This window comes from Pseudoalteromonas sp. SR41-4, assembly GCF_014163985.1.
Classification (GTDB): Bacteria; Pseudomonadota; Gammaproteobacteria; order Enterobacterales; family Alteromonadaceae; genus Pseudoalteromonas; species Pseudoalteromonas rhizosphaerae.
In genome coordinates, this window is sequence record NZ_JACJEI010000029.1 from 40163 (window position 1) to 61051 (window position 20889).

The window sequence follows — 20889 nt, forward strand, 5'->3', positions numbered from 1 at the left end:
ACTAGGGTAAGTCACAGTTAAAATGGAAAGTTGAACATTTATGCAAAAGTTAAATTGGCGACGTATCGTATTAAAAGTAGGTAGCGCATTGATTGCACCTGATCAAGATGGTTGTCGCTCACGCTATTTATTAACCATCGCTCAGTTTATTGTTCGTTGTCGTAGTCAAGGAATTGAAGTTATTTTAGTTTCGTCAGGCTCAGTTGCCGCTGGCGCGCATTTATTTCCGAAGACACAAGAGCGCACTGTGGCAATGAAAAAAGCCATGGCAGCAGCAGGGCAAACCGAAATGATGGCTATGTGGGACCGCTTTTTTGATTTCCCATCGGCGCAGATTTTATTAACTCATGGTGACTTACGTGACCGTGAGCGTTATGAGAGTATTAGAGAAACTGTTTTCACTTTGTTGGATCATGGTGTGCTGCCAATCATGAATGAAAATGATACGGTGACAACTGATGATTTAAAAGTCGGTGATAATGATAACTTATCGGCAATGGTCGCTGCAGCAGCTGATGCTGATGCATTGATGATTTTTTCAGATGTGGATGGGCTTTATGATAAAAACCCTAATCTGCACGATGATGCAATATTACTGCCTGAAATTAAATCAATTGATGAATCAATCTATGCTATGGCAGGATCTGCTACCAGTGCGGTTGGTACAGGTGGTATGAAAACTAAAATTGAAGCAGCTGAAAAAGCGACTTCACATGGTATTACTACTTATATAATTAATGGTTTTAAAGAGCAGACATTTACAAAACTGCTGGAAGGTGAGAACCCAGGTACTATTTTCTTACCATACGAAAAACCGATGCAAGAAGCTGTTCACTGGATGACTCATACTGCAAGTGAGCAAGGTGAAGTCGTTGTCGCAGGTTCATACGATGAATCTTTAGAAGGTGAAACTGGCTGTATCCGTGGCGATGAAATTGTCGCAGTGCATGGTGAGTTTGCAATTGGCGATACCATTTTGGTACGTAGCAGCGACGGCACTCGATTAGCCAAAGCAACTGCAAATTACAGTAGTTGTTTATTGAATTTTATAGCTGATAACGAACAAAGCGAATTTAGCGACAAGATGCAAGATTCGATTGGTCCCGTTATTTCAGAGAAAGATATCGCATTATTGGAGAAGTCATGAGTTTAATTACAGATATTTCACGTCAGGCAGCAAAAGCGGCACATCAGTTAGCCTTACTCGATACCGAGACTAAAAATCAGGTGCTACTGGATATGGCTGCAGCATTACGCCAACAAAAAGCATTTATTATTAAAGAAAACGAAAGTGATTTAGCCGCAGCCCGTGATAACAATCTAGCAGCCGCTATGATTGACCGTTTAACGCTTAATGACGAACGTATTGAAGCGATGGCTGAAGGCATTGAAGTGATAGTAAGCCTTGATGATCCGGTGGGTCAATTACGCGATATTACTGAACGTCCTAACGGGATTAAAATTCGTAAAATGCGCGTACCACTTGGTGTGGTATGTATGATTTATGAAGCGCGTCCAAATGTAACCGCTGATGCTGGAGCGTTATGCTTCAAATCAGGTAATGGGGTTATTTTACGTGGTGGTAAAGAGGCGCTTAAAAGCTCGCAAGCAATTGCTAGTGTTATGCATCAAGTATTAGAGCAGCATAATTTACCGGCAGCGTTAATCTCCGTTATTCCAGATCCAGACCGCGGATTATTAATGGAATTGATGCAGCAACGTGACAGCATTGACTTAATTATTCCACGCGGCGGCGAAGGGCTAATTAACTTTGTAACAGATAACAGTACAATTCCTGTGATCCAGCATTTTAAAGGTGTATGTCATTTATACGTGGATAAAGACGCTGACTTAGAAGTGGCGATTAACTTGCTACTGAACGGTAAAACTCAGCGTACTGGCGTATGTAATGCATTAGAAGGACTTGTCGTTCATCAGGATGTTGCCGATGAGTTTTTAAATTTATGTGCTGTTGTATTACGCCAAGAAGGTGTAAAAATAAATGCAGATAGCCAAGCCGCACAATATTTTGATGATGCAACAGTGCTTGCGCCAGAGGAATTTGGCGAAGAATATTTAGATTTAGAAATCGCGATTCGTGTAGTACCGGATTTTGCTGGTGCAATTGAGCATATTGCGCAATTTGGTTCAAACCATACGGAAGTTATTTGCACTAAAAACCAAGCCGCGGCTGAATTGTTCCAGCGCAGTGTTGATGCCTCAGTAGTGATGGTTAATACCTCATCACGCTTCTCTGATGGTTCACAGTTAGGTTTAGGTGCAGAGATTGGTATCGCAACGTCAAAACTACACGCTTACGGTCCAATGGGCTTAGAATCATTAACGACGGAGAAATACCTCGTCAATGGTGTAGGTCAAATTCGCGAATAATTGGTGGTCGAATAACCAAATTAAAATGCCGAGTTTATGCTCGGCATTTTTGATCGTAAATACCATGCAGCGCACAACTGATAGCTAAAAAATAACTAACATAAAATAAACAGTTTTTTGATTAAAATGACAAAGATTTAAAAATTGAATTTGGCATGAGAGGCATAGTGATAAAAATTGAAGAGTAGGAAAGTGGTGGAGCTAAGCAGGATCGAACTGCTGACCTCCTGCGTGCAAGGCAGGCGCTCTCCCAGCTGAGCTATAGCCCCACATTCCTAAAGTTACGAATTTCGTAACCTACTTGAGGTTCCGTTTCAAGCGGGACGAACTTTAATGAGATTTCTAAATTTGGTCAAGTATTATTTATATATTTTTTGAATTTTTACGCAAACAATGAATTTTTGGTAGACTAACGGTCACTGGATAACAGGAATGATACTAATAATGAAAAAATACGCGTTGATGTTACTCGTTTTACTCTGTGGTTGTGCTAGCCAAAGTGATGAGCCGCCTTTTGAAATTAATAATAAACAGTTACACACTAAATTAGATGAGCAAGGTAATAAGATTTTTGCTTATGTGGTATCGGTTAAAGCCAATAGTCGCGCAAATTTAAACTTAGATCGACCACTGACACGCCAGCAATTTAAAAACTTTGCAGAGCAAGAATATTTTGAAGAATCAAATAGCTTAAAATTAGAATTAGAAGATCAAGCCGTGCACTTATTAAAACAAGAGTTGCATGACAAAAAATATTGTCGCAACGATAAATATGAGATAAATGAAGTATTGTGGCGAGATTTAAGTGTACGCTTGATGGGGCGTTGTTTATAAATGTTAGCGGATAAAAGTAAATTAGCGGCGCTGTTAGCGCATTTAAATATCAATTATGACGTTATCGAACACCCTGCATTACATAGTAGTCTTGCTGCAGATGAATTAATGGTGGAACGGCCCGGAACGCGATTAAAAAACTTATTTTTGCGTGATAACGAAGGTAAAAAGCATTTTTTGGTGATCACCGCACATGACAAGCAGTTAGACTTAAAATCACTGGCTAAATATCAAGGCTTGTCACGCTTAGGGTTTGCCTCTGATGAGCGCTTAGCACGCTTTTTAAAAGTCGCACCTGGATGTGTATCTATGCTTGCTCTGATGAATGATAAGCAAAATGATGTCACTTTATGGCTTGACCAAGACATATGGTTTGGTGATCTATTTCATTGTCATCCATTTGAGAACACCCAAACATGGTTATTAAAAAAAGCCGATTTAGACGCTTTTTTTGCCACCACAGGGCATCAACCTAAAGTGGTTTTTTTACCCGCTAGATAAGCCGAACTTACTAAAATTAATCCGCATATACAGACTGATAATAACGAGGCCATAAATGCGATATGGCCAAGTTGTTGATATACCAAGCCAGGTACAAAAGAGCCTAAAGCCCCGCCACTATAATAAAACGACACATAAGCACCATTAGTGACACTCGGTGGTGCACTGCTTATTTTATTAACCAGCGGCGCTGCGGTTGAATGAATAATAAACATCGCGCCGCAAAAACCAGTGAATGCCAGTAAAAAAATCACTAATTGTGAGCTCATCAAAAATACTAGTGTAGTGCTGTAAAAAGCAAATATAGCAGACAATAAATGCCACGGTGAAATACTCTTTTTTAATAACCAAGGAGTCGCAATAGAGGCGAGGGCGCCAATCAAGTAACCGCTATAAACTAAGCCAATATCACGGGTATTAGTAATTAAAAAAGTGTCTTGTAAAATGAACGGTAAATAATTTAATAACGCAGCAAAGCAAAAAAACATACAAAACACCGCACCATATAATTTTAATACCGCAGCATTCGCGAGCTGTTTTAAATAATTTAATGGGGAAAGAGTGCTGTTAACAATGGCTGTTTGATTACGTGGAATACTCAATGCAAAGCTAATTAAACCTGCGGCAATAACAAAATAGAAGCTTTGCCAAGTCCATAAATCAGCAAAAATAGCCGCTAACACTCGGCCAAAGTAACCCCCAGCAATTGTACTACCAATATAGAAGGTCATATTCTTTTGCAAACTATCAGCTTGATAAGTGCTGCCTATGTAAGTGGTCATTGCTGTGAGTGCGGCAGGCAAGGTTAAACCTTGTAAAAATCGTAGTAACAGTAATAACTTAAAACTGGGAGCGTAGGCAAAAGCAACACAGGTAACAGCTAGTACTAGCATCGCGTAGCGAAGAATTGTTAAAGGGTTACGTTTAGCTAGTAATAAGCCGTATACCAAAGGAGCAATCGCCAAAGGGAGCATAGTTGCCGTCATCAAGCTACCTGCGGTTGCAGGACTAACTGAAAATTGCTCTGCAAATAAACTTAATAATGGCTGCGGTGCATAGAGCACGAAAAAGATAAACAGCGAGCAAACTAATAAATGACCGAAACGCATTTTATTGGCCCTACTACAAAAACCACAGCTTAACCTGATTGATATTAAATTCAACCTCAACGCGTTCTTTAAGTGGTTACTTTTATTCTAGAAATAAGTATTTATTGCGCTAAATCAGGTTTTCAATCACAACACTTTGCTAGATTAATGGTCACAGCACTATGATTTGTTTTAATTGGTGATTATACCCAAGCCACCTCAAGATGCAGAATTCAGCGTTTCACAGGGGCTTAATATCAAGGCGTTACTTTGCAAGAATGGCAGTCCCTTTTAAGAAGTAACAACGCTGAGAGTAAGTTCCTGTGAAACGCCCAACGGGTTGGTTTAAAAGCGATTTATACTGCGTTATTGATTTTAGCAATAGACCCACTATTACTTGCAATCAATGCCTTGCCTAAATCGCTTTTAATTCCAACTGAAACTCGCATCTTGAGGTGGTTTGGGTATAAAATAAAGCTAATATCAGTTTTTAATGGAACAAAGCTATGGGTTCATTACAAGACCAATTGCTACAAGCAGGATTAACCACATCACATAAAGCTAAAGTTGCTAAAAGTGAAAAGCGTAAGCAACAAAAAAAGCCAAAAAAAGGGGCGACCAGTAACCCTAGTGATCTGCAAAAGCATATTCAGCAAACAAAGTTAGAACAGCAGAAAAAAGCAGAAGAATTAAATCAAGCTCGCCAAGGTGAGTTAAAGCAACGTGAGCAAGTTGCCCGCGTAAAGCAGATATTAGAACATCATAATCAAGATTCGATTCGTGGTGAGCGGACTTTCAATTTTACTTACGAAAATAAAGTCAAAGAGCTCGACGTAAATGAACAAACGCAAAAAGCCTTGTCAGGTGGCCGACTGGCAATTTGTGTATTGGAAGGGCAGTTTTTTGTACTTGAAGATGAGCCAGCCCGTAAAGTGGCAGAAGTTGATGAAAAGTACATCGTGTTTCATGTAGAGCCTGAAGACAAAGGCAAAGATGCTGATGACCCATACGCTGATTTTGAAGTACCAGATGATTTAGTGTGGTAGCCTAAGAGATGACTTGAACAGCGTGTTTGGTGATCTACTTGGTGTATAAATTACGTACATATGTGATGTACAAAGATCCATTATTATGGTCTACAATTAAGCTAATAATTTTTATAAACCGTCAAAAAGAAGAGAAAATACAATGAGCAAGATAACAAAATTACTCTTAGGTGCAAGCCTCTCTATGGTTGCTAGTATGTCATTTAACAGCATGGCTGCCGATGGTGCTGCGCTTTATACAGCAAAAATGTGCCAAACATGTCATGGCCCTGAAGGTAAGGCACCGATCATGGCAATGTATCCTAAACTAAATGGTCAGAATAAAGACTACTTAGTGGCGCAAATGAAAGACATTAAATCAGGTGCGCGCAACAATGGCATGACTGCAGCGATGAAAGCGATGGTTGCGACTGTTACTGAAGAAGAAATGGTCGCTATTGCCGATTACTTAGCAAACGTAAAATAATTTTTGCTGAGTGTGAGTTATCACTGGGCTCACAGAAAACAGCCACACCAATTTGGTGTGGCTGTTTTGTTTTAAATATTGATCATCCACGCACACTACTTTAGACTTCTATCCATCTATATCGTGTTTTGCTTTTAACGTGTTTAAATAAGGCCCCATAATGTTTGATTTACCACAACTTGATTTAAAAAATAAAGTCTCTGCACAAGAATGGCAGTTACGAGTTGATTTAGCCGCCTGTTATCGGTTGGTTGAGCATTTTCGTTGGGGTGATTTGATTTACACACATTTATCGGCGCGTTTGCCGGGGACTGACCATTATTTAGTGAATGCGTTTGGCCTCACATTTGATGAAGTAACAGCTTCTAACCTAGTCAAAGTGGACTTGGCCGGAAATATTTTGGATGACACGCCATTTGCAATCAACCCTGCTGGTTTTACGATTCACAGCGCGATTCACGAAGTGCGTGATGACGCTCATTGTGTTATTCACTTACATACTAAAGAAACGATTGCCGTTGCCACGCAGCAAAATGGTCTGCTGCCACTTAGTCAGTATTCAATGTTTTCACTGCCGTCATTGTCTTATCACGGCTATGAAGGCTTAGCAGTTAATAGCGATGAGAAAAAACGTTTACAAGATGATCTCGCTAATACTAATCATATGTTGTTAGTAAACCATGGTGGTTTAACTGTGGGGCCAACGGTGGGTGATGCATTTATGCGTTTTTATGATTTACAGCGTGCTTGTGAAATACAGCTGGCTTTACAAGCCAGTGGCCAAGCTGTTACACCAGTACCTCAAGCCATAATCGATAATATTTATAATCAAGCGAATGTAGTGCACAGCGGAAGTACCGGTGGGCAATTAGCTTGGCCTGCGATGTTACGTAAGGCCCATCGTCTTGATCCTAGTTTTGCAAAATAACCTAAGCCTTGGTTAATAAGGAATTGTCATGAAAGTTAATCGCGTTGAAGTTTTTGATATCCACTGTCCAGACAGACCTGCTTGGACTCCTGTATTTGTCCGTATTCATACTGACGAAGGTATTAGCGGGGTTGGCGAAGCTGGCCTTGCTTATGATTTAGGACACAGTGCTGCCGCTGCTATGATCAAAGAAATGGCTGATGCTTTCTTAATTGGTCATGACCCATTTCAAACCGAAAAGTTATGGTCGCGTATGTTGCGTGAAAGCTTTTGGGGTTTAGGTGGGGGCCCAGTAGTCTATGCAGCAATGAGCGCGATAGACACCGCTTTATGGGACATTAAGGGTAAAGCATTAGGTTTACCTGTGTATCAGTTGTTAGGCGGTAAAGTTAACGACAAGCTGCGTACTTATGCTTCGCAATTACAGTTTGACTGGGACACTGAGTTTAAAGCTCTGGTACATCCACAAGAATACGCAGAAGCGGCGTTAAAAGCAGTGGCTGAAGGCTACGATGCCGTTAAAGTTGATCCGATCCAATATGATAAAGACGGCAATACCTATTACGACCGCACTAACATTATTTCACGTGCTGAAATGAAGCTATATCGCGCCCGTATGCAGGCAATTCGTGAAGCTGTTGGTGATGAAGTCGATATCATTTTTGAATGCCACAGTTTACCGGGTGTTACCTCTGCTATTCAAATCGGTGAAATCGCTAAAGAATTTGACTGTATGTTTTATGAAGAACCAGTTAACTACTTAAATCATTCGTTACATGCCAAAGTGGCAGATAAAGTATCAGTGCCAATTGCCGGTGGCGAGCGTTTATATAATCGTTGGGGTGTGCGCCCTTACTTAGAAGATCAAAGTATTAATGTATTACAGCCAGATATCGGTTTATGTGGTGGTTTTACTGAAACTAAAAAAGTGTGTGATTACGCTGATATTTTTGATGTGCGTATTCAGGCTCACGTCTGTGGCGGCCCCGTTGCAACCGCAGCATCATTACATTTAGAAACGGCTATTCCAAATTTCTTAATTCATGAGCATCACACTTATGCAATTAAAAAGTGGAACCGTGAGTTATGCTTGCAAGATCCACAGCCTAAAAATGGTTTCTTTGAAGTGTCTGAAGAGCCGGGTATTGGTATTGAACTTAACGACGAAATAGTGATGCGCTCTCAGCGTGTTGAGATCAAATAAAATCATAGGCTACGAGCTATGAATAGCGAGCTAATTCCTGCTCGCTATTCATTAAGTTTATCTACTTTGACCTTTGCAAATTTAAAACTATTTCTTACTAATTCAAAGCGTTAAAATTTTCCTAGCACCTAGCACCTAGCACCTAGATATCATTCACCTTACATTGTACATCCGGTAGCGGCTCGGTGGCTTTGCTATCGAGATGACGTACAAAGCATAGGTTGTTTTTTATCAGTAATTCAAAACGGTCTGGCATGTTTAGCTGTTTACCCATAATAGGGTTGCCAAGTTCGTCGGTTTTAGTGACGTTATCAACGACCATCAAGCTGCGCTTCATAAACACATCATTAGCTACTGCAATCTTCTCTGAGCGCATTAGGCGAGCAATTCCTTGAGCAATCAGTTCGCCTTGTGGCTCTGTTAGTAATGCATGCTGTAATTTTGGTGTTGGTTTTTCACTTTGTACAGAGCAGCCGCAGATCAAGAGCGCGGTTAGTATTGATGATGAACATTCTTTTAGCATAACAATTCTGCCTTGAGTTTAATGCTAACGCTTAATGCGAAGGCAGTATTTTATTTTGCTCAGCAAGAGATCCAGCCCGCGTATCTAATACTGCTGGGGTGTCACCAAAGCGTGCAGGTGCAAAACCTTGCTTACTGGCTATTGAACTGGCTGCTGGACAACTACCATTATCACGATAACCCAACGCGGCTTTTAGTACCGCTTCTTCAGGGTCGCCTAACTGGTGGCTAAAGTCATCAGCAACGGCGCAACCGGCTATGCGTACTGGTAAGCGGGCATTATCAGTGGTGTTTTGCGGCGCAAAACCATCTGAATATTCACCAAAACCTTTATTGTTTTCGCCAGTAAATTGAATGCTAAAGTAAGTCGTATCGCAGTTATCGGTGGGATAAAAACCGTATGGTTTACCGCAGGTACCAGAGCCAATTTGAATTACCTCAATATCTGCACCGCGTAAGCCATTTATTATCGCTTCGCTGGCAGAGCAAGTGCTGGCGGTAGTTAACAAGTACACGCGTTCTAAATTTAAGGTTGGTAATGGCGTGCCAACAACTAGAGCAGGGTTATCAGCAAAACCAACAAACTCATTGGTAAACATGACGGGTTTTAAGCGTTGTCCTGTTACTGGATTAAATGTTGGGTGTTGATCGTTAAAAATGGTTTTTTCGAAAATTTTACCGTTGGTGTTCGCGGGGCCTGCGATCATATAAGAAACTTGACTAGCCATTTGTAAAAAACCACCGCCATTGTAACGAATATCAATAATTAGGTCAGTGACATTACTTGCTTTGAGATTATTAAAGGCATCATAAAGCGGTTTTTCAGCAATTGCATTGTGGCTATTAAATTGAAAGTAACCAACAGTGCCATCAGCTAAGGTCTTCACGTTTGTGACTGGCCTAGAAGTAATCGTTTGCGAGTTTAAAATAACTTCGCGGGTTTCATCGGTATTTATATCTTTGAATACAAAGCTGGTGCTTTTACCAACTTTAGTTGGATATAAACCTGCGTTGAGGGTATCTACTTCAGCTTGCGTATTGGCATTGATAAAATCAACACCATCGATTTCTAAAATCTCAAAGCCGCGGGCAAGATTTTGCGCACTTGCAGGTGAGTTAGGTTCTGTATAGCTGATCACACCTTGGCGTGGTGCTGTAGGGCTTATTAATTTAACGTTAAAACCATAGCCGAAGGTTACCCCTGATTGGCTTTGGGCTCTCCATTGTGCGGTCGGCAGACTGGAGTGAAAGTTATCTTTGTTTGCGCCTGACTCGGTAATTTGCTCGGTTTTTAGTAATTTAAAATATTCACTTACAGCAGGGGTCAGCGCTGGATCACGATCGATAATTTCGTCATACCAAAGATAGGTTTCGTTACTCCATGATCGCAGCCAGTGCTTTTCGTTTAATACTTGGCATTGTTGATAAAAGTTACTAGAGGGCTGAAATACACCTTGCGTCCAATTGATACTGCTACCAGTGTCGCCACCACCATTGCTGTTGTTGTCGGTCATTGTACTACCGCCACCACAGCCAGAAAGAAACGCTAGAAAAGAAACATTGAAAAACCCAATAGTGAGCTTTTGAATAGAAGAGATAGCCATGATGATGCTCTGTTTTTATACAATATAACTCAATATAGCGGTTTTTTATTAAACTTGGTAGCAGTGCTGAGCATTTTTGTAGCTGAGTTTTTGCCATAAATTATGAGTGTTACAAAGCTCAAAATGGTTTGACCAACGCTGTTGATAACTCGCGTTGATTTGACATACAGGGAAATTACTAGCAAACATAACGCGGTGCTGGCCAAAGTGCTGCAGGATAAAGTTAAAACACTGCTGTTGCTGAGCTTGCATCTGCGCAGTGAGTAGCTCAAAGCCTGAAAATTTAATCCAGCAGTTAGGTAGTTGCGCTAATTGGCTGATCCCATGCTGCCAAATTGACAGATTATTAGGTAAACCCGCATGGTTTATTATTAATTGTAAATGCTGAAGTTGTTGGCAGTAGTTGATTAGCTGTTGGGTAATTGTAAGCTTTTCAACTTCAAATTGAGCTTCAAATATCAGCTGCTTACTGGCTAATAGCGCTAAGTTATCATGGCATGTAGCATCGCTTAAGCGCATGGCATCAGCGCCTTCGGTGATATCTCTAATGCCCACTAAGCTTGGGTGTGATAAAGCGGTAATTGCATTATTAAAATCGTCGGGATGACTGTTAATATTGGCAAAGCTGATAGCTTTATAATTGTGGCCACTTAAGTGCTCAGCTAGCCAGTGCAGTTCATTGATGGGGTGCTGGTTATCAAAGCCTGCTTCAATGTGTACTAGGCCAGCAATTTCAAACTGACTTATATGCTGTAATTGCTTAACACTTATGGGCGCTTTAATCGTATCTAAATTTGGCCAAGGCACAGGGTTGTTACCTTGTAGCCAATCATATTGCCCTTGGACTAAATTAAAAAAGTGTACGTGGGGGTCAATAATACGTTCACTCATTGCGCGGTGTAACCACCGTCAATGGTTTGCAAACTGCCGGTAATAAAGCTGGCATCATCACTGGCTAAAAACGTAACCAATGCTGCGACTTCATCAGCTTGGCCTAATCGTCCGAGTGGCTGTAATGCGCCTTCTTCGGCAACTATAGTGGCTTTGTCGGCGCCACTACGAGCACAATATGCGTCGATAGCATTATGAAAAAGCGGTGTTTCTATGGTGCCTGGGCACACTGCATTGGTGCGAATATTAAACTGGGCATAATCCAATGCGGTGGTTTTTGCCATTGAGGCTAACGCATGTTTGGTCAGGTTATACGCAAACGAGTTGTTTTTAGCTATGATGGCTTGATCTGAGGCAATTAAAATAATTGCCCCATTTTGTTGCGCTTTCATGCTTGGTAACACGCTTTGAATTGCCGCGTAGGCACCTTTTACATTAAGTGCAAACAAGCTATCGAAGGTTGCTTCGTCAGTGTCTTCAATTGTCGCGCTTAGATGACGGCCGGCATTCGATACCAACACATCTATACATTTGCCATTACTGGCAATTTTTGCAATAACCGTTTTTACTGCGCTAACATCACTCACATCGCAGTGGTGCCAAGTGCCTAAATTTGCAGGTTCTAGATCAAGGTTATGTACTTGGTAACCATTATTTAGAAAACGCTTTACAACAGCAAGACCTATACCTTTACTGCCGCCTGTAACGATAGCAACCTTTGACATGTAATTTCCTTAGTGGTTGTGACCACAACCGCCTTCGCTATGGACATGGCCGTGTGATACTTCTTCGCTGGTTGCTTCACGTACGCTAAGTACTTGCACATCAAACGTTAGAGTTTTGCCTGCAAATGGGTGGTTTAAATCACAATCAGCATTGAAACGACCTACTTTCACGATCGTTACTTGATGACGGCCTTGATTAGAGCTAACCATTGCTGTCATACCTGGCTTCCATATTTTAGTGTCACCTTGAAGGTGTTTAAGAGGAATACGTTGAATAAGATCATCAACACGTTCACCGTAAGATTCACTCGGTGTAAGTGTCACGCTGAAGCTATCGCCAGCAGCCTTGCCTTCAAGAGCCGTTTCAAGACCTGGAAGCATACCTTCCAAACCATGAATATAGGTTAGCGGCTCACTGCCAGTACTTGTTTCTAGTTGCTCGCCCGCTTCACTTAATGTGTAGTGAAATTCAACTGCCGAGTTTTTGCTAATTTGCATGCCGATCTCTTTAATTTAACTGTAATGAAAAGCTAATTTTACGCTAAATAAGCCGGATTATAAACTACTGGTTCGGTTAGTGTGGTTGCTTTAAGGTTCTTGCAAGCTCTGAAAGTAAACCTTCGTCATGCAATTGTGACACGGCCTTTGTTGCTTGCGGCAAATGTAGCACCAGCTGCGTGCCAGGCGTTAAAATACTCGAGGCACTAAGTTTATTCCACCGGGCTAAATCACTATGCGGCACATCATAAAGTTGGCTAATTCCCCAGATAGTATCACCAGGCTTTACCTGATATTGAATAGCGATAGTGGGGATCGCTATTTCAGTTTGTTCAAGGTAAGGACTGATTTTATAATTGATAGTTAACGAGTCTGGCATGGTGCGAGGTTGGCCAACCATCAATGCTTCACCAATACCAATTAAATTAGAGGTTTTGTTATTCATCGCTTTTAGTTTGTTAACTGATAATCCAAAACGACGAGCAATCGAGTACAAAGTATCATTTTTTTTCACTGTATATTCGCCAGTGAAATTATTTTTAAAGAACTGGCTGCTTAATAAGCTTTGCTGTTGCAGTGGTAGTAATAAAGTATGGGGACCATTAGGTGAGCTTTGGTTTTTTAAATAGCCAGGGTTGAGTTTGTGTAGTTGGCTGCGACCAATACCAGATAAATTGGCAATCACCGAAAAATCAAATTGCTGGCCAACGTTAAGCTCAGTTGTAAGGGCTTTGTTGGCAAGTTTAGGGCGGTATAGTCCGTGCTGAGGGTTTTGTATTAAGTAGCTTAATGCCATTAGCTTTGGCACGTATTCAGAGGTTTCTTTGGGTAATTTCAACGACCAGTAATCAGTGCTTTTGCCGCGCTTTTTATTTTCTGCGATGGCGCGCTTTACACGTCCTTCGCCACTATTATAAGCCGCTAATGCATGTAGCCAGTCGCCATCAAAGCGCTTATGTAAATACTCTAAATAGGCCAAAGCTGCATCTGTTGAAGCGAGAACATCTTTGCGCCCGTCATACCATTGATCTGATTTTATGCCGAAATGATGAGCCGTCGCACCGACTAATTGCCATACCCCAACAGCTTGTTCTGATGAGCTAACAGTCGGACGAAAATCACTTTCCACAAAGGGCAATAAGGCTAATTCCATGGGTAACTTACGTTGTTCTATTTTACTAACAATATGATAAAGATAAGGCGCAGCCCGGGCACTGACAATCTGTAAGTATTTGGGTTGCTTGGTATACCAGAGAATCCGTTTATTTAGTGCTTTGTTTAAGTATATGTTAATGGTTAAATTGTTGGCTATATGTTGCCATAAATCTTCATTACGAGTGTGCGCTTGAGGTGATCTAGTGGCTTGTTTTGCAGAAGCTGTTAATGTTATTTTTTGTTTTTTATGCTTGGCATCTGTGGGCTGTGCCGAGTTATTCGATGACGGTTTAACGTGATTAAAAATAACCGGAGTTTGCATAGTATCATTTGGCGCTGAATGCGGTTCAGTTGTTTGGCAACCAGATAGTAAGATTAAAGTCACAAACAGGGCAAAGAGGTAACAGCGCATAAAAATCACTAAATTAATATCCTTTTAAAAGTCTAGCACATCCGTGTGCGAGCGCTATTTTGACTGTTTAACTCGTTTAAGTCCAGCCTCTAGAAACAACGGGTAAGCTTTTCGTGCTATCTCATCAACTTGGTAGTCTTTCGCAAACTGCTGATTAAAGCTTTGCTGTAATTGCACTAAATCTTGCTCTGGGTAGTTTGTTACATGCTGTTGTATCGCGTGCAAAAAGTTTAATGGTTGCTGTAAATCGTCTCGTTTTAGTACGCTTCCGTGGCCAGGAAGGATTATCTTGATGCGCTGATCTGAGTGAAGTTGCGTGAGTATTTGCAACCAGTTATTAAAATTACCATGGCCGGGATAAGGTAGCCAATCAACCACATCAGCACCGACTAAAATGCGATGATTTTCGGCGCTGAGAGTTAAATCACCATTAGTATGGGCTTGGTGTGCGTTAATAGTGACCGGGTAGTTGCCAAGTTCAATGGTTAAGCTATCAACAACGTAAGTTTGTGGTGGTTGTAGTTGATATTGGCGCCATCGTAATAATCGCTGCTTAGCTAAGTTGAGTTTGTTTTGCCAGTGCTGTTGTTGCGCTTCGGGCTGCTGGGCTAAACGCTGTAAACTCAATTCTATACTTTTTTCATAACTATCAAGTTTATTAGTATAGGTTTGTTGGAGTTGACTAAATTCAGTAGCAAGTTGTTGATGGACAATTAATTGAGCATCAGGGAAATGATGCTGCAAAATAGCCATGCCCAGTAAATGGTCGTCGTGGAAGTGACTAGCAACTAAGTAACACAAAGGGGTTTTTAAGGTGCTTTTTAGTTGCTTAACGGTTGCTTCAACAGCGGCAAAGTCGCCACTGGCATCAAACATTAGCGCGCATTTATCACCTTCAATGAGCACTTGGTTTGAGTCATAAAAGCGTAGGGCTCGTTGCTGCTCTAAAAATTGTACGTTAGGGGAGATTGTTTGCCACTGTGTTGCTGCAACAGCAGAGCGGGGTGCAACAAGACTAAAGCTTAGCAATAAAAGTGCAGTTAACTGAGTGGGGATATAAAAAGGGTGAGTCATAACCGTATTGCCAAAATAGAGAAAATAAAATAGGCAAGTTAGCTGATTTTGTTTTTAATTGATACTGGAATCCGCGAGATAATAAAAAAAGCGCGAGTGCGCTTTTTTTATTCGGCTGACGATTGCCCTAAGTAAGCACTGAGCTTATCGATGAGTTGATCCTGCTGCTGTTGGGTAACGCTTTGCTGTGTTTTTGCTTCGAGTAACTCATGGCTAATATTCAAGGCCGCCATTAATAAGGCTTTTTGATCATTGCGCACTGTTGAGCGCTGCTTCATTTTATCAACCAAATCATTTAAGTATTTGGCTGATGCAATGAGTGCATCCTCTTGCCCAGCTGGGCAAGCAAATTGCTGCTCTTTACCAAGCAACTCAACTGTGACTCGCTGGTTTTGCAGCTCAGACATTAGTTAGCCTGTTGGGCGCTTTGTAGCTTCTCAAGTAAACCCGTTAAAGTTGTGCTGGTGTCTTTTTGTTTTTCTTCACTTTCAAGTACTTCAAGTTGAAGAATTTCATTTTCATCGATTAGCTTACTATTTTTATCTTTAAGCTCGCTAACCTGAGTTTGTAGCTGAGAATTTTGGCTAATTAATTGGTCGATCAATTGTTCTAGTTGAGAAAGGGTATCGTTATTCATAAAGGCGCTCATAAAACTGTGATTATTGTCATGCAAATGTAAAGCAAAGTTGCTTTATATGCCAGCATTTACGTGTGTTTTGACTGATTTTTATTTAATGTTAATAAGCTGTTCAGGCTAGCGACTAATTTGTTCATAAGTGGTTCACTTAATGGCCAGCAATTTATGACCCTTGGCGTTTTATGTTGTAGAATATAACTAACTTCAATGAGTTTATTTAAGCGAAATTATATTATGCTCAGTTACAGACACTCATTTCATGCTGGAAACCCAGCCGATGTCGTTAAACATTTGGTATTAGCTCAGGTATTAAGTTACCAGACGCTCAAAGATAAGCCATTGGACTATATCGATACTCACTCAGGAGCTGGCTTTTTTGAATTAGCCAGTGCTGATGCACAAAAAACGCAAGAATACCTAAATGGCATTGCTAAGCTTTATCAACATCACAGTGAGCATCAGGAACTAAATGATTATATTGATTTAATTAAATCATTTAATGACACAGAACAATTAGCTTTTTATCCGGGCTCGCCGAAAATTGCTGAGCATTTCTTGCGTCGCCAAGACAAAGGTTGGTTTTTTGAGCTACATCCGCGAGATTTGGCATTACTACAAGAAAACATGAGCGGTAAGCGCTCAATTCGTGTCCGCGGCGAGGATGGCTTTACGGGTCTAGTGGGGTTATTACCCCCCGCTTCGCGCAGAGCATGTGTACTCATTGATCCACCTTATGAAATTAAAGACGATTACGACACTGTGGTAAAAACATTAACGAAGGCTTATCAACGCTTTGCTACTGGCACTTACATGATTTGGTATCCGGTGGTCGACAGAGAAAGAATTGAGCGTATGGAAGAGGAATTGATTGCTTCAGGTATGCGTAATATTCAGTTATTTGAATTGGCGACTGAAGCCGATACTGACGTGCATGGCATGACTGCATCGGGGATGATAGTGATTAATCCACCGTGGAAGTTAAAACAAACTATGGATAAGGTATTACCTGAACTAGTTAACTTATTAAGCGATTCATCAGGCTTTTATCGCAGCGAGCAATTAGTTGCCGAATAAACATTGAAACGCCCAGTTCACTGGGCGTTTAATTACAGAGAGTGATTAGAGTTAATTAAAATACACGGCTTTAAAGGTTGCCAGTACTTTACCTTGCTTATCTTTTAAGGTGAGTGATTCACCATTAATATTCCACGTCGCAGTATTTTCTAGTACGCCAGACATTGCAGTTTCTTGTTCCATACCTTGAGAGCACATTTTTCTAGTACTAGCTTGCGGGCTGAATGTCAGTGCTTGTTGATCTACTTGATAACTACCAGCAAAATTATTGCAGCCTAAAAAGCCATGGCTTTTGTTATCTTTACTAAATTGAATAAAGGGTTCTTTTGTTTCAACAGTGACTTGCACGCCATTTATAGTAACAGCTTTAAAATACGTATTTACTAAATCGACATTAGGCTTTTGCGGCGCAACTTTAGACACGACTACTTCATAAGGTGCTTGTTGTGATTGCTCAAATGGATTGTTATGTGTAGTACTAACGTACAATAACTGATCTTGATTAGTGATACGTGCAATTACGCTATAGCGATGACGTTGATCCATTTTGCTCGCGTCGTAGCTAAGCTCTACCGTATAAGGTGGTGCGCCATTGATATCAATAGTTTGTTGACTAATTATTTCTGCTTCAGTATCCATCTTTGACACATCAGCTAAAGTCACTGTGAGTTGTGAGCCAGGACCTAACATGCTGCGATCAAGGTAGCTAACTTGAGTTGTTAAAGTGGCCATGGCTGCATCTTCAGTGGTTTGTTTAGTTTGTGGATCAGGTAGGCTCTTGCACCCGTTAAGTACCATTGCACTGCTGGCCAATAAACTAATGCTGGCAATCGATTTTAAAACTGAATAAGGTTTGTTCGATAGCATGGTTTATTCCTTGAAATAAATGAATCGGTTGATTTTTAATCTATGGGTAGTTTACAGCGCGATTACTTAATCATAGCTTAATTATATTTAGGAACAAAAAAAGGCGCATAAATGCACCTTTTTGTAGGCAGAGAGATATTTACTTCTTCACAAACTTGGTCAAAATAACAATGCGCTGACCGTCAACACGTCCTTCAATATGTTCAGGGTTGCTGGTTAAGCCGATATTACGCACAGCAGTACCACGTTTAGCCGTTAAGCTACTGCCCTTAACATCTAAATCTTTAATAAGTGTGACTGTATCGCCGGCTTGCAGTACCACGCCGTTGCTATCAACATGTTTAATATCATCATTTTCAGCAAGTACTTTTTTAGCCCATGCTAACGTATCTTCTTCAAGATAGATCATGTCTAGCGCATCTTGTGCCCAGCCATTATCAGCAGCTAAACGGGTTAGCATACGGTACGCCACCACTTGTACCGCAGGTGTTTGGCTCCACATGCTATCGTTTAAACAATGCCAATGAGTAGGGGTAATATCAGTGGTGCCTTCAACTTGGTCTTTACACGTTTGGCAAGTATAAATACATTTATCTGAATGAGCTTCAGTGACAGGTGGCACTTCGTATACAGAAAGGTTTTCAGTTGCAGTACATAGCTCACATTGGTTATTACTGCGTTCAACTAAGGCTTGTTCAATGCTCATATCAAGGCTCTTTTGGGGGTTAACAGAAAAGTAAGCCCTTATTATACTCAATCATCAGTCAAATTAGAACTTATCCATTATTTTAGTGTGGGTATAGTGAAAACTTTGACTTTACAGATGGTTTGCAGACATTCAATAAAAGGAGCATTATTACTTACAAGTTTAGGCAAGGCGCAAAAACCTTACTATACTGAGTACATAAAATAACAACAATTTAGCTGGCAAGAGTCACTATAGTTATTAGCAGGAAATAATATGCTTAATACGCAGATAACCGCCGAGGTGCCAAAACTTGTTACACAATACATTGCCAGGCAGCCTATTTTTGATGCTGAAACAGGCATTTATGCATACGAATTACTGTATCGAGATTCGATAAATAACGCATTCCCTATTGGCACAACAGATGGTCAGGCTACTGGGCGGCTGTTTTTTAACGCTTTAATGCTTATTGGTATAAATAAACTTACTGCGAACCAACGCGCTTTTATAAACCTATCTTCAGATGCCCTGTTAGATGATTTCCCTAAATTATTGCAACCAGATAGCGCAGTAATAGAAATCGTTGAACGAGCCGACAACATTGATAAAGTGACCAGTCGAGTTACGGCTCTAAAAAAAGATGGCTATACTTTTGCTCTCGATGATTATGATGGAGATGAAAAATGGGAGCCATTATTACATTTAGTTGATTATATAAAGCTTGAAGTTGAAGAGCCCATCATTAAAACCAATATGCTGTTAAAAAAGCTTAAACGCCGTTTTCCTGATGTAAAAATCATAGTTGAACGAATTGAAACGCACGAACAATTTATGTTGCTAAAAAGTGCCGGCTGCGATTACTTTCAAGGCTTCTTTTTCGCGCGTCCAGAAATGCTCAGCTACCATAATGTTGAGCCATCTAAATTTGCTGTTTTTGATTTGCTGCGCTGTACGTCGCGCCCAGATCTCGATTTTGATGAAGTCCACCAGCGGGTAGCTAAAGACGTCGGTTTAACTGCTCGTATTCTTAAATTAGTGAATGCACGCTCTGGTAACCAAAATTTAGTGATCACCTCTATTTCACAAGCGGTTATTTATTTAGGTGAAGATGCAATTCGCCAATTTGTAAGAGTGTTGGCCCTTAGTGAACTAGGGGTTGATAAACCTAGTGAACTAACTAAGTTGGGGTTAACTCGTGCGCATTTCATGCAGTTAATGCTAGAGCCTGGCGGTAAGGAAATGTCTCAGCGTGGTTACTTAGTTGGCTTGATGTCAGTGCTCGATGCTATTTTAAATATGGAACTGGATGTTATCGCAAAAGAGTTTTGTTTAGGCGATGATTTATCGAGTGCACTGCTTAACTTTAACGGTATGTTAGGTGCTACTTTGCAGTTAGCTCGCGCGGTAGAGGAAGATAATTGGCCATTAGCAGTTAAATTGTTAGAAACCATTCGGCCAGCTTCTCCCATCGATGTCATTTATAATGCCATGCTCGTAGCACGGCAATACGGCGATGAGGTTTTAGCCTCAATTATTGAAGATACTTAATACCTTGAGTATGATGCGCCATTATCAATATACTTTAAAAGACGACTATGCGTTTATTACTGCCGATCACGACTATTTTAATTGCTCTGGCGTTGTTATTACCTGGCGTTACTCAGCCTGTGCTAACCCTTGAGGGGAAAATTGATAAATCAAAGCTCGCCAAAACAGGCATTGCTATGATTGCTGATGAAGGTGACCGTCATACCCGCAATATGTTAATGATGGCGTCGAGCATGTTGGGCCTTGATAAACTCGAAGGTGAAATTAGTGCTTATAAAAAAACACGGAGCATTTGGGGCACGGTTAACGAACTTGCCAATAATAAAAATTACCTAGTCGCAGCATTGGTAGCATTGTTTTCAATTGTGGTGCCAGCTTTAAAACTGTTGATGCAATTAGTTTATTGTTTAATACCGATGAACAAATTAAAGCATATACTCGGTCAAGTTATACAAGGCTTGAGTAAATGGAGCATGGTAGATGTTTTTGTCATTGCTTTGATTGTGGCTTACCTTGCTGGTAACGCCGATGGCCAGATGGGGGAATTGATCAACATGCATGCCGAATTTGGTACAGGTTTTTGGTACTTTACCGGTTATTGCTTATTTGCCATCGCCGCCAGCAGCTTAATTAAAGTTACGCCAAAAAATAGTTAAACGTTTGTGTTAACTAAATAGTTATCATAAACTTCGCTAGAACCTAGAACCTAGAACCTAGAACCTAGAACCTAGAACCT

The 20889-nt window shown here is 40.7% G+C and carries 23 protein-coding genes and 1 tRNA gene; 11 read left to right on the plus strand and 13 right to left on the minus strand.

The window, feature by feature from the left end:
• The first annotated feature begins 40 nt into the window (after nucleotides 1–40).
• A complete protein-coding gene (gene proB, locus H5180_RS18825; RefSeq protein ID WP_145238116.1) occupies nucleotides 41–1147 on the plus strand; it encodes a glutamate 5-kinase in 1107 nt (368 codons plus the stop codon).
• Entirely contained in the window at nucleotides 1144–2391 is a 1248-nt protein-coding gene (locus tag H5180_RS18830; protein ID WP_145238119.1) for a glutamate-5-semialdehyde dehydrogenase, read from the plus strand. Before proB ends, H5180_RS18830 begins: the two co-directional genes overlap by 4 nt.
• A gap of 193 nt (nucleotides 2392–2584) precedes the next feature.
• Here H5180_RS18830 and H5180_RS18835 read toward each other — a convergent pair.
• Nucleotides 2585–2660 (minus strand) — tRNA-Ala (locus H5180_RS18835).
• A 175-nt stretch (nucleotides 2661–2835) separates the two neighbouring features.
• Here H5180_RS18835 and H5180_RS18840 point away from each other — a divergent pair.
• Together H5180_RS18840 and H5180_RS18845 are read left to right on the plus strand one after the other, a co-directional pair.
• Nucleotides 2836–3225 carry a hypothetical protein gene (locus H5180_RS18840; protein ID WP_145238122.1) on the plus strand — a complete coding sequence of 130 codons (390 nt, stop codon included), beginning with the start codon at nucleotides 2836–2838 and terminating at the stop codon, nucleotides 3223–3225.
• Nucleotides 3226–3726, plus strand: a complete 501-nt coding sequence (locus H5180_RS18845) for a prolyl-tRNA synthetase associated domain-containing protein (RefSeq protein ID WP_145238125.1) — start codon at nucleotides 3226–3228, stop codon at nucleotides 3724–3726. It abuts the gene before it with no gap.
• Here H5180_RS18845 and H5180_RS18850 read toward each other — a convergent pair.
• On the minus strand, nucleotides 3693–4835 hold the full coding sequence (locus tag H5180_RS18850; RefSeq protein WP_182758817.1) for an MFS transporter: 1143 nt from the start codon (nucleotides 4833–4835) through the stop codon (nucleotides 3693–3695). The genes H5180_RS18845 and H5180_RS18850 overlap by 34 nt on opposite strands.
• 485 nt (nucleotides 4836–5320) lie before the next feature.
• On the opposite strand from H5180_RS18850, the gene H5180_RS18855 reads away from it, so the two are divergent.
• From H5180_RS18855 to H5180_RS18870, 4 genes are all read left to right on the plus strand, one after another.
• Entirely contained in the window at nucleotides 5321–5860 is a 540-nt protein-coding gene (locus H5180_RS18855; RefSeq protein WP_149980503.1) for a DUF2058 domain-containing protein, read from the plus strand.
• Nucleotides 5861–6002: 142 nt separating this feature from the next.
• Nucleotides 6003–6326 carry a c-type cytochrome gene (locus H5180_RS18860; protein ID WP_145238134.1) on the plus strand — a complete coding sequence of 108 codons (324 nt, stop codon included), beginning with the start codon at nucleotides 6003–6005 and terminating at the stop codon, nucleotides 6324–6326.
• Nucleotides 6327–6486: 160 nt separating this feature from the next.
• Nucleotides 6487–7254: a class II aldolase/adducin family protein gene (locus tag H5180_RS18865; protein ID WP_145238137.1), complete on the plus strand. Its 768-nt coding sequence runs from the start codon at nucleotides 6487–6489 to the stop codon at nucleotides 7252–7254.
• Between the two features lie 28 nt (nucleotides 7255–7282).
• Nucleotides 7283–8458, plus strand: a complete 1176-nt coding sequence (locus tag H5180_RS18870) for a mandelate racemase/muconate lactonizing enzyme family protein (protein ID WP_064668182.1) — start codon at nucleotides 7283–7285, stop codon at nucleotides 8456–8458.
• Between the two features lie 142 nt (nucleotides 8459–8600).
• Here the strand turns inward: H5180_RS18870 and H5180_RS18875 are convergent, their stop codons facing one another.
• The 9 genes from H5180_RS18875 to zapB all read right to left on the minus strand — a co-directional run bounded on the left by H5180_RS18875 (nucleotide 8601) and on the right by zapB (nucleotide 15976).
• On the minus strand, nucleotides 8601–8981 hold the full coding sequence (locus H5180_RS18875) for a hypothetical protein (RefSeq protein WP_145238140.1): 381 nt from the start codon (nucleotides 8979–8981) through the stop codon (nucleotides 8601–8603).
• Nucleotides 8982–9012: 31 nt separating this feature from the next.
• Nucleotides 9013–10584, minus strand: coding sequence for a S41 family peptidase (locus tag H5180_RS18880; RefSeq protein WP_182758818.1), 1572 nt, complete (start codon nucleotides 10582–10584; stop codon nucleotides 9013–9015).
• 48 nt (nucleotides 10585–10632) lie between these two features.
• Nucleotides 10633–11475, minus strand: coding sequence for an amidohydrolase (locus H5180_RS18885; protein ID WP_182758819.1), 843 nt, complete (start codon nucleotides 11473–11475; stop codon nucleotides 10633–10635).
• Nucleotides 11472–12200: an SDR family NAD(P)-dependent oxidoreductase gene (locus H5180_RS18890; RefSeq protein WP_145238150.1), complete on the minus strand. Its 729-nt coding sequence runs from the start codon at nucleotides 12198–12200 to the stop codon at nucleotides 11472–11474. Before H5180_RS18890 ends, H5180_RS18885 begins: the two co-directional genes overlap by 4 nt.
• 9 nt (nucleotides 12201–12209) lie before the next feature.
• Nucleotides 12210–12698, minus strand: a complete 489-nt coding sequence (locus tag H5180_RS18895; RefSeq protein WP_182758820.1) for a peptidylprolyl isomerase — start codon at nucleotides 12696–12698, stop codon at nucleotides 12210–12212.
• 76 nt (nucleotides 12699–12774) lie between these two features.
• Nucleotides 12775–14265: a LysM peptidoglycan-binding domain-containing protein gene (locus tag H5180_RS18900; protein WP_182758821.1), complete on the minus strand. Its 1491-nt coding sequence runs from the start codon at nucleotides 14263–14265 to the stop codon at nucleotides 12775–12777.
• A 54-nt stretch (nucleotides 14266–14319) separates the two neighbouring features.
• Nucleotides 14320–15339 (minus strand): MBL fold metallo-hydrolase, encoded by a 1020-nt coding sequence (locus H5180_RS18905; RefSeq protein ID WP_149980510.1) that lies wholly within the window; start codon nucleotides 15337–15339, stop codon nucleotides 14320–14322.
• A gap of 107 nt (nucleotides 15340–15446) precedes the next feature.
• A complete protein-coding gene (locus tag H5180_RS18910; RefSeq protein WP_145238162.1) occupies nucleotides 15447–15746 on the minus strand; it encodes a cell division protein ZapA in 300 nt (99 codons plus the stop codon).
• On the minus strand, nucleotides 15746–15976 hold the full coding sequence (gene zapB, locus H5180_RS18915; protein ID WP_145238165.1) for a cell division protein ZapB: 231 nt from the start codon (nucleotides 15974–15976) through the stop codon (nucleotides 15746–15748). Before zapB ends, H5180_RS18910 begins: the two co-directional genes overlap by 1 nt.
• Nucleotides 15977–16210: 234 nt before the next feature.
• Here zapB and H5180_RS18920 point away from each other — a divergent pair, with 234 nt between their 5' ends.
• Nucleotides 16211–17050, plus strand: a complete 840-nt coding sequence (locus tag H5180_RS18920; protein WP_182758822.1) for a 23S rRNA (adenine(2030)-N(6))-methyltransferase RlmJ — start codon at nucleotides 16211–16213, stop codon at nucleotides 17048–17050.
• A 51-nt stretch (nucleotides 17051–17101) separates the two neighbouring features.
• Here H5180_RS18920 and H5180_RS18925 read toward each other — a convergent pair whose 3' ends face one another.
• Together H5180_RS18925 and H5180_RS18930 are read right to left on the minus strand one after the other, a co-directional pair.
• Nucleotides 17102–17917: an META domain-containing protein gene (locus tag H5180_RS18925; RefSeq protein WP_145238168.1), complete on the minus strand. Its 816-nt coding sequence runs from the start codon at nucleotides 17915–17917 to the stop codon at nucleotides 17102–17104.
• A gap of 139 nt (nucleotides 17918–18056) precedes the next feature.
• A complete protein-coding gene (locus tag H5180_RS18930; protein WP_145238171.1) occupies nucleotides 18057–18623 on the minus strand; it encodes an alkylphosphonate utilization protein in 567 nt (188 codons plus the stop codon).
• Between the two features lie 255 nt (nucleotides 18624–18878).
• On the opposite strand from H5180_RS18930, the gene H5180_RS18935 reads away from it, so the two are divergent.
• Together H5180_RS18935 and H5180_RS18940 are read left to right on the plus strand one after the other, a co-directional pair.
• Entirely contained in the window at nucleotides 18879–20153 is a 1275-nt protein-coding gene (locus H5180_RS18935) for an EAL and HDOD domain-containing protein (RefSeq protein WP_182732177.1), read from the plus strand.
• A 47-nt stretch (nucleotides 20154–20200) separates the two neighbouring features.
• On the plus strand, nucleotides 20201–20809 hold the full coding sequence (locus tag H5180_RS18940) for a paraquat-inducible protein A (protein ID WP_145238177.1): 609 nt from the start codon (nucleotides 20201–20203) through the stop codon (nucleotides 20807–20809).
• The last annotated feature ends 80 nt before the right edge of the window (nucleotides 20810–20889 follow it).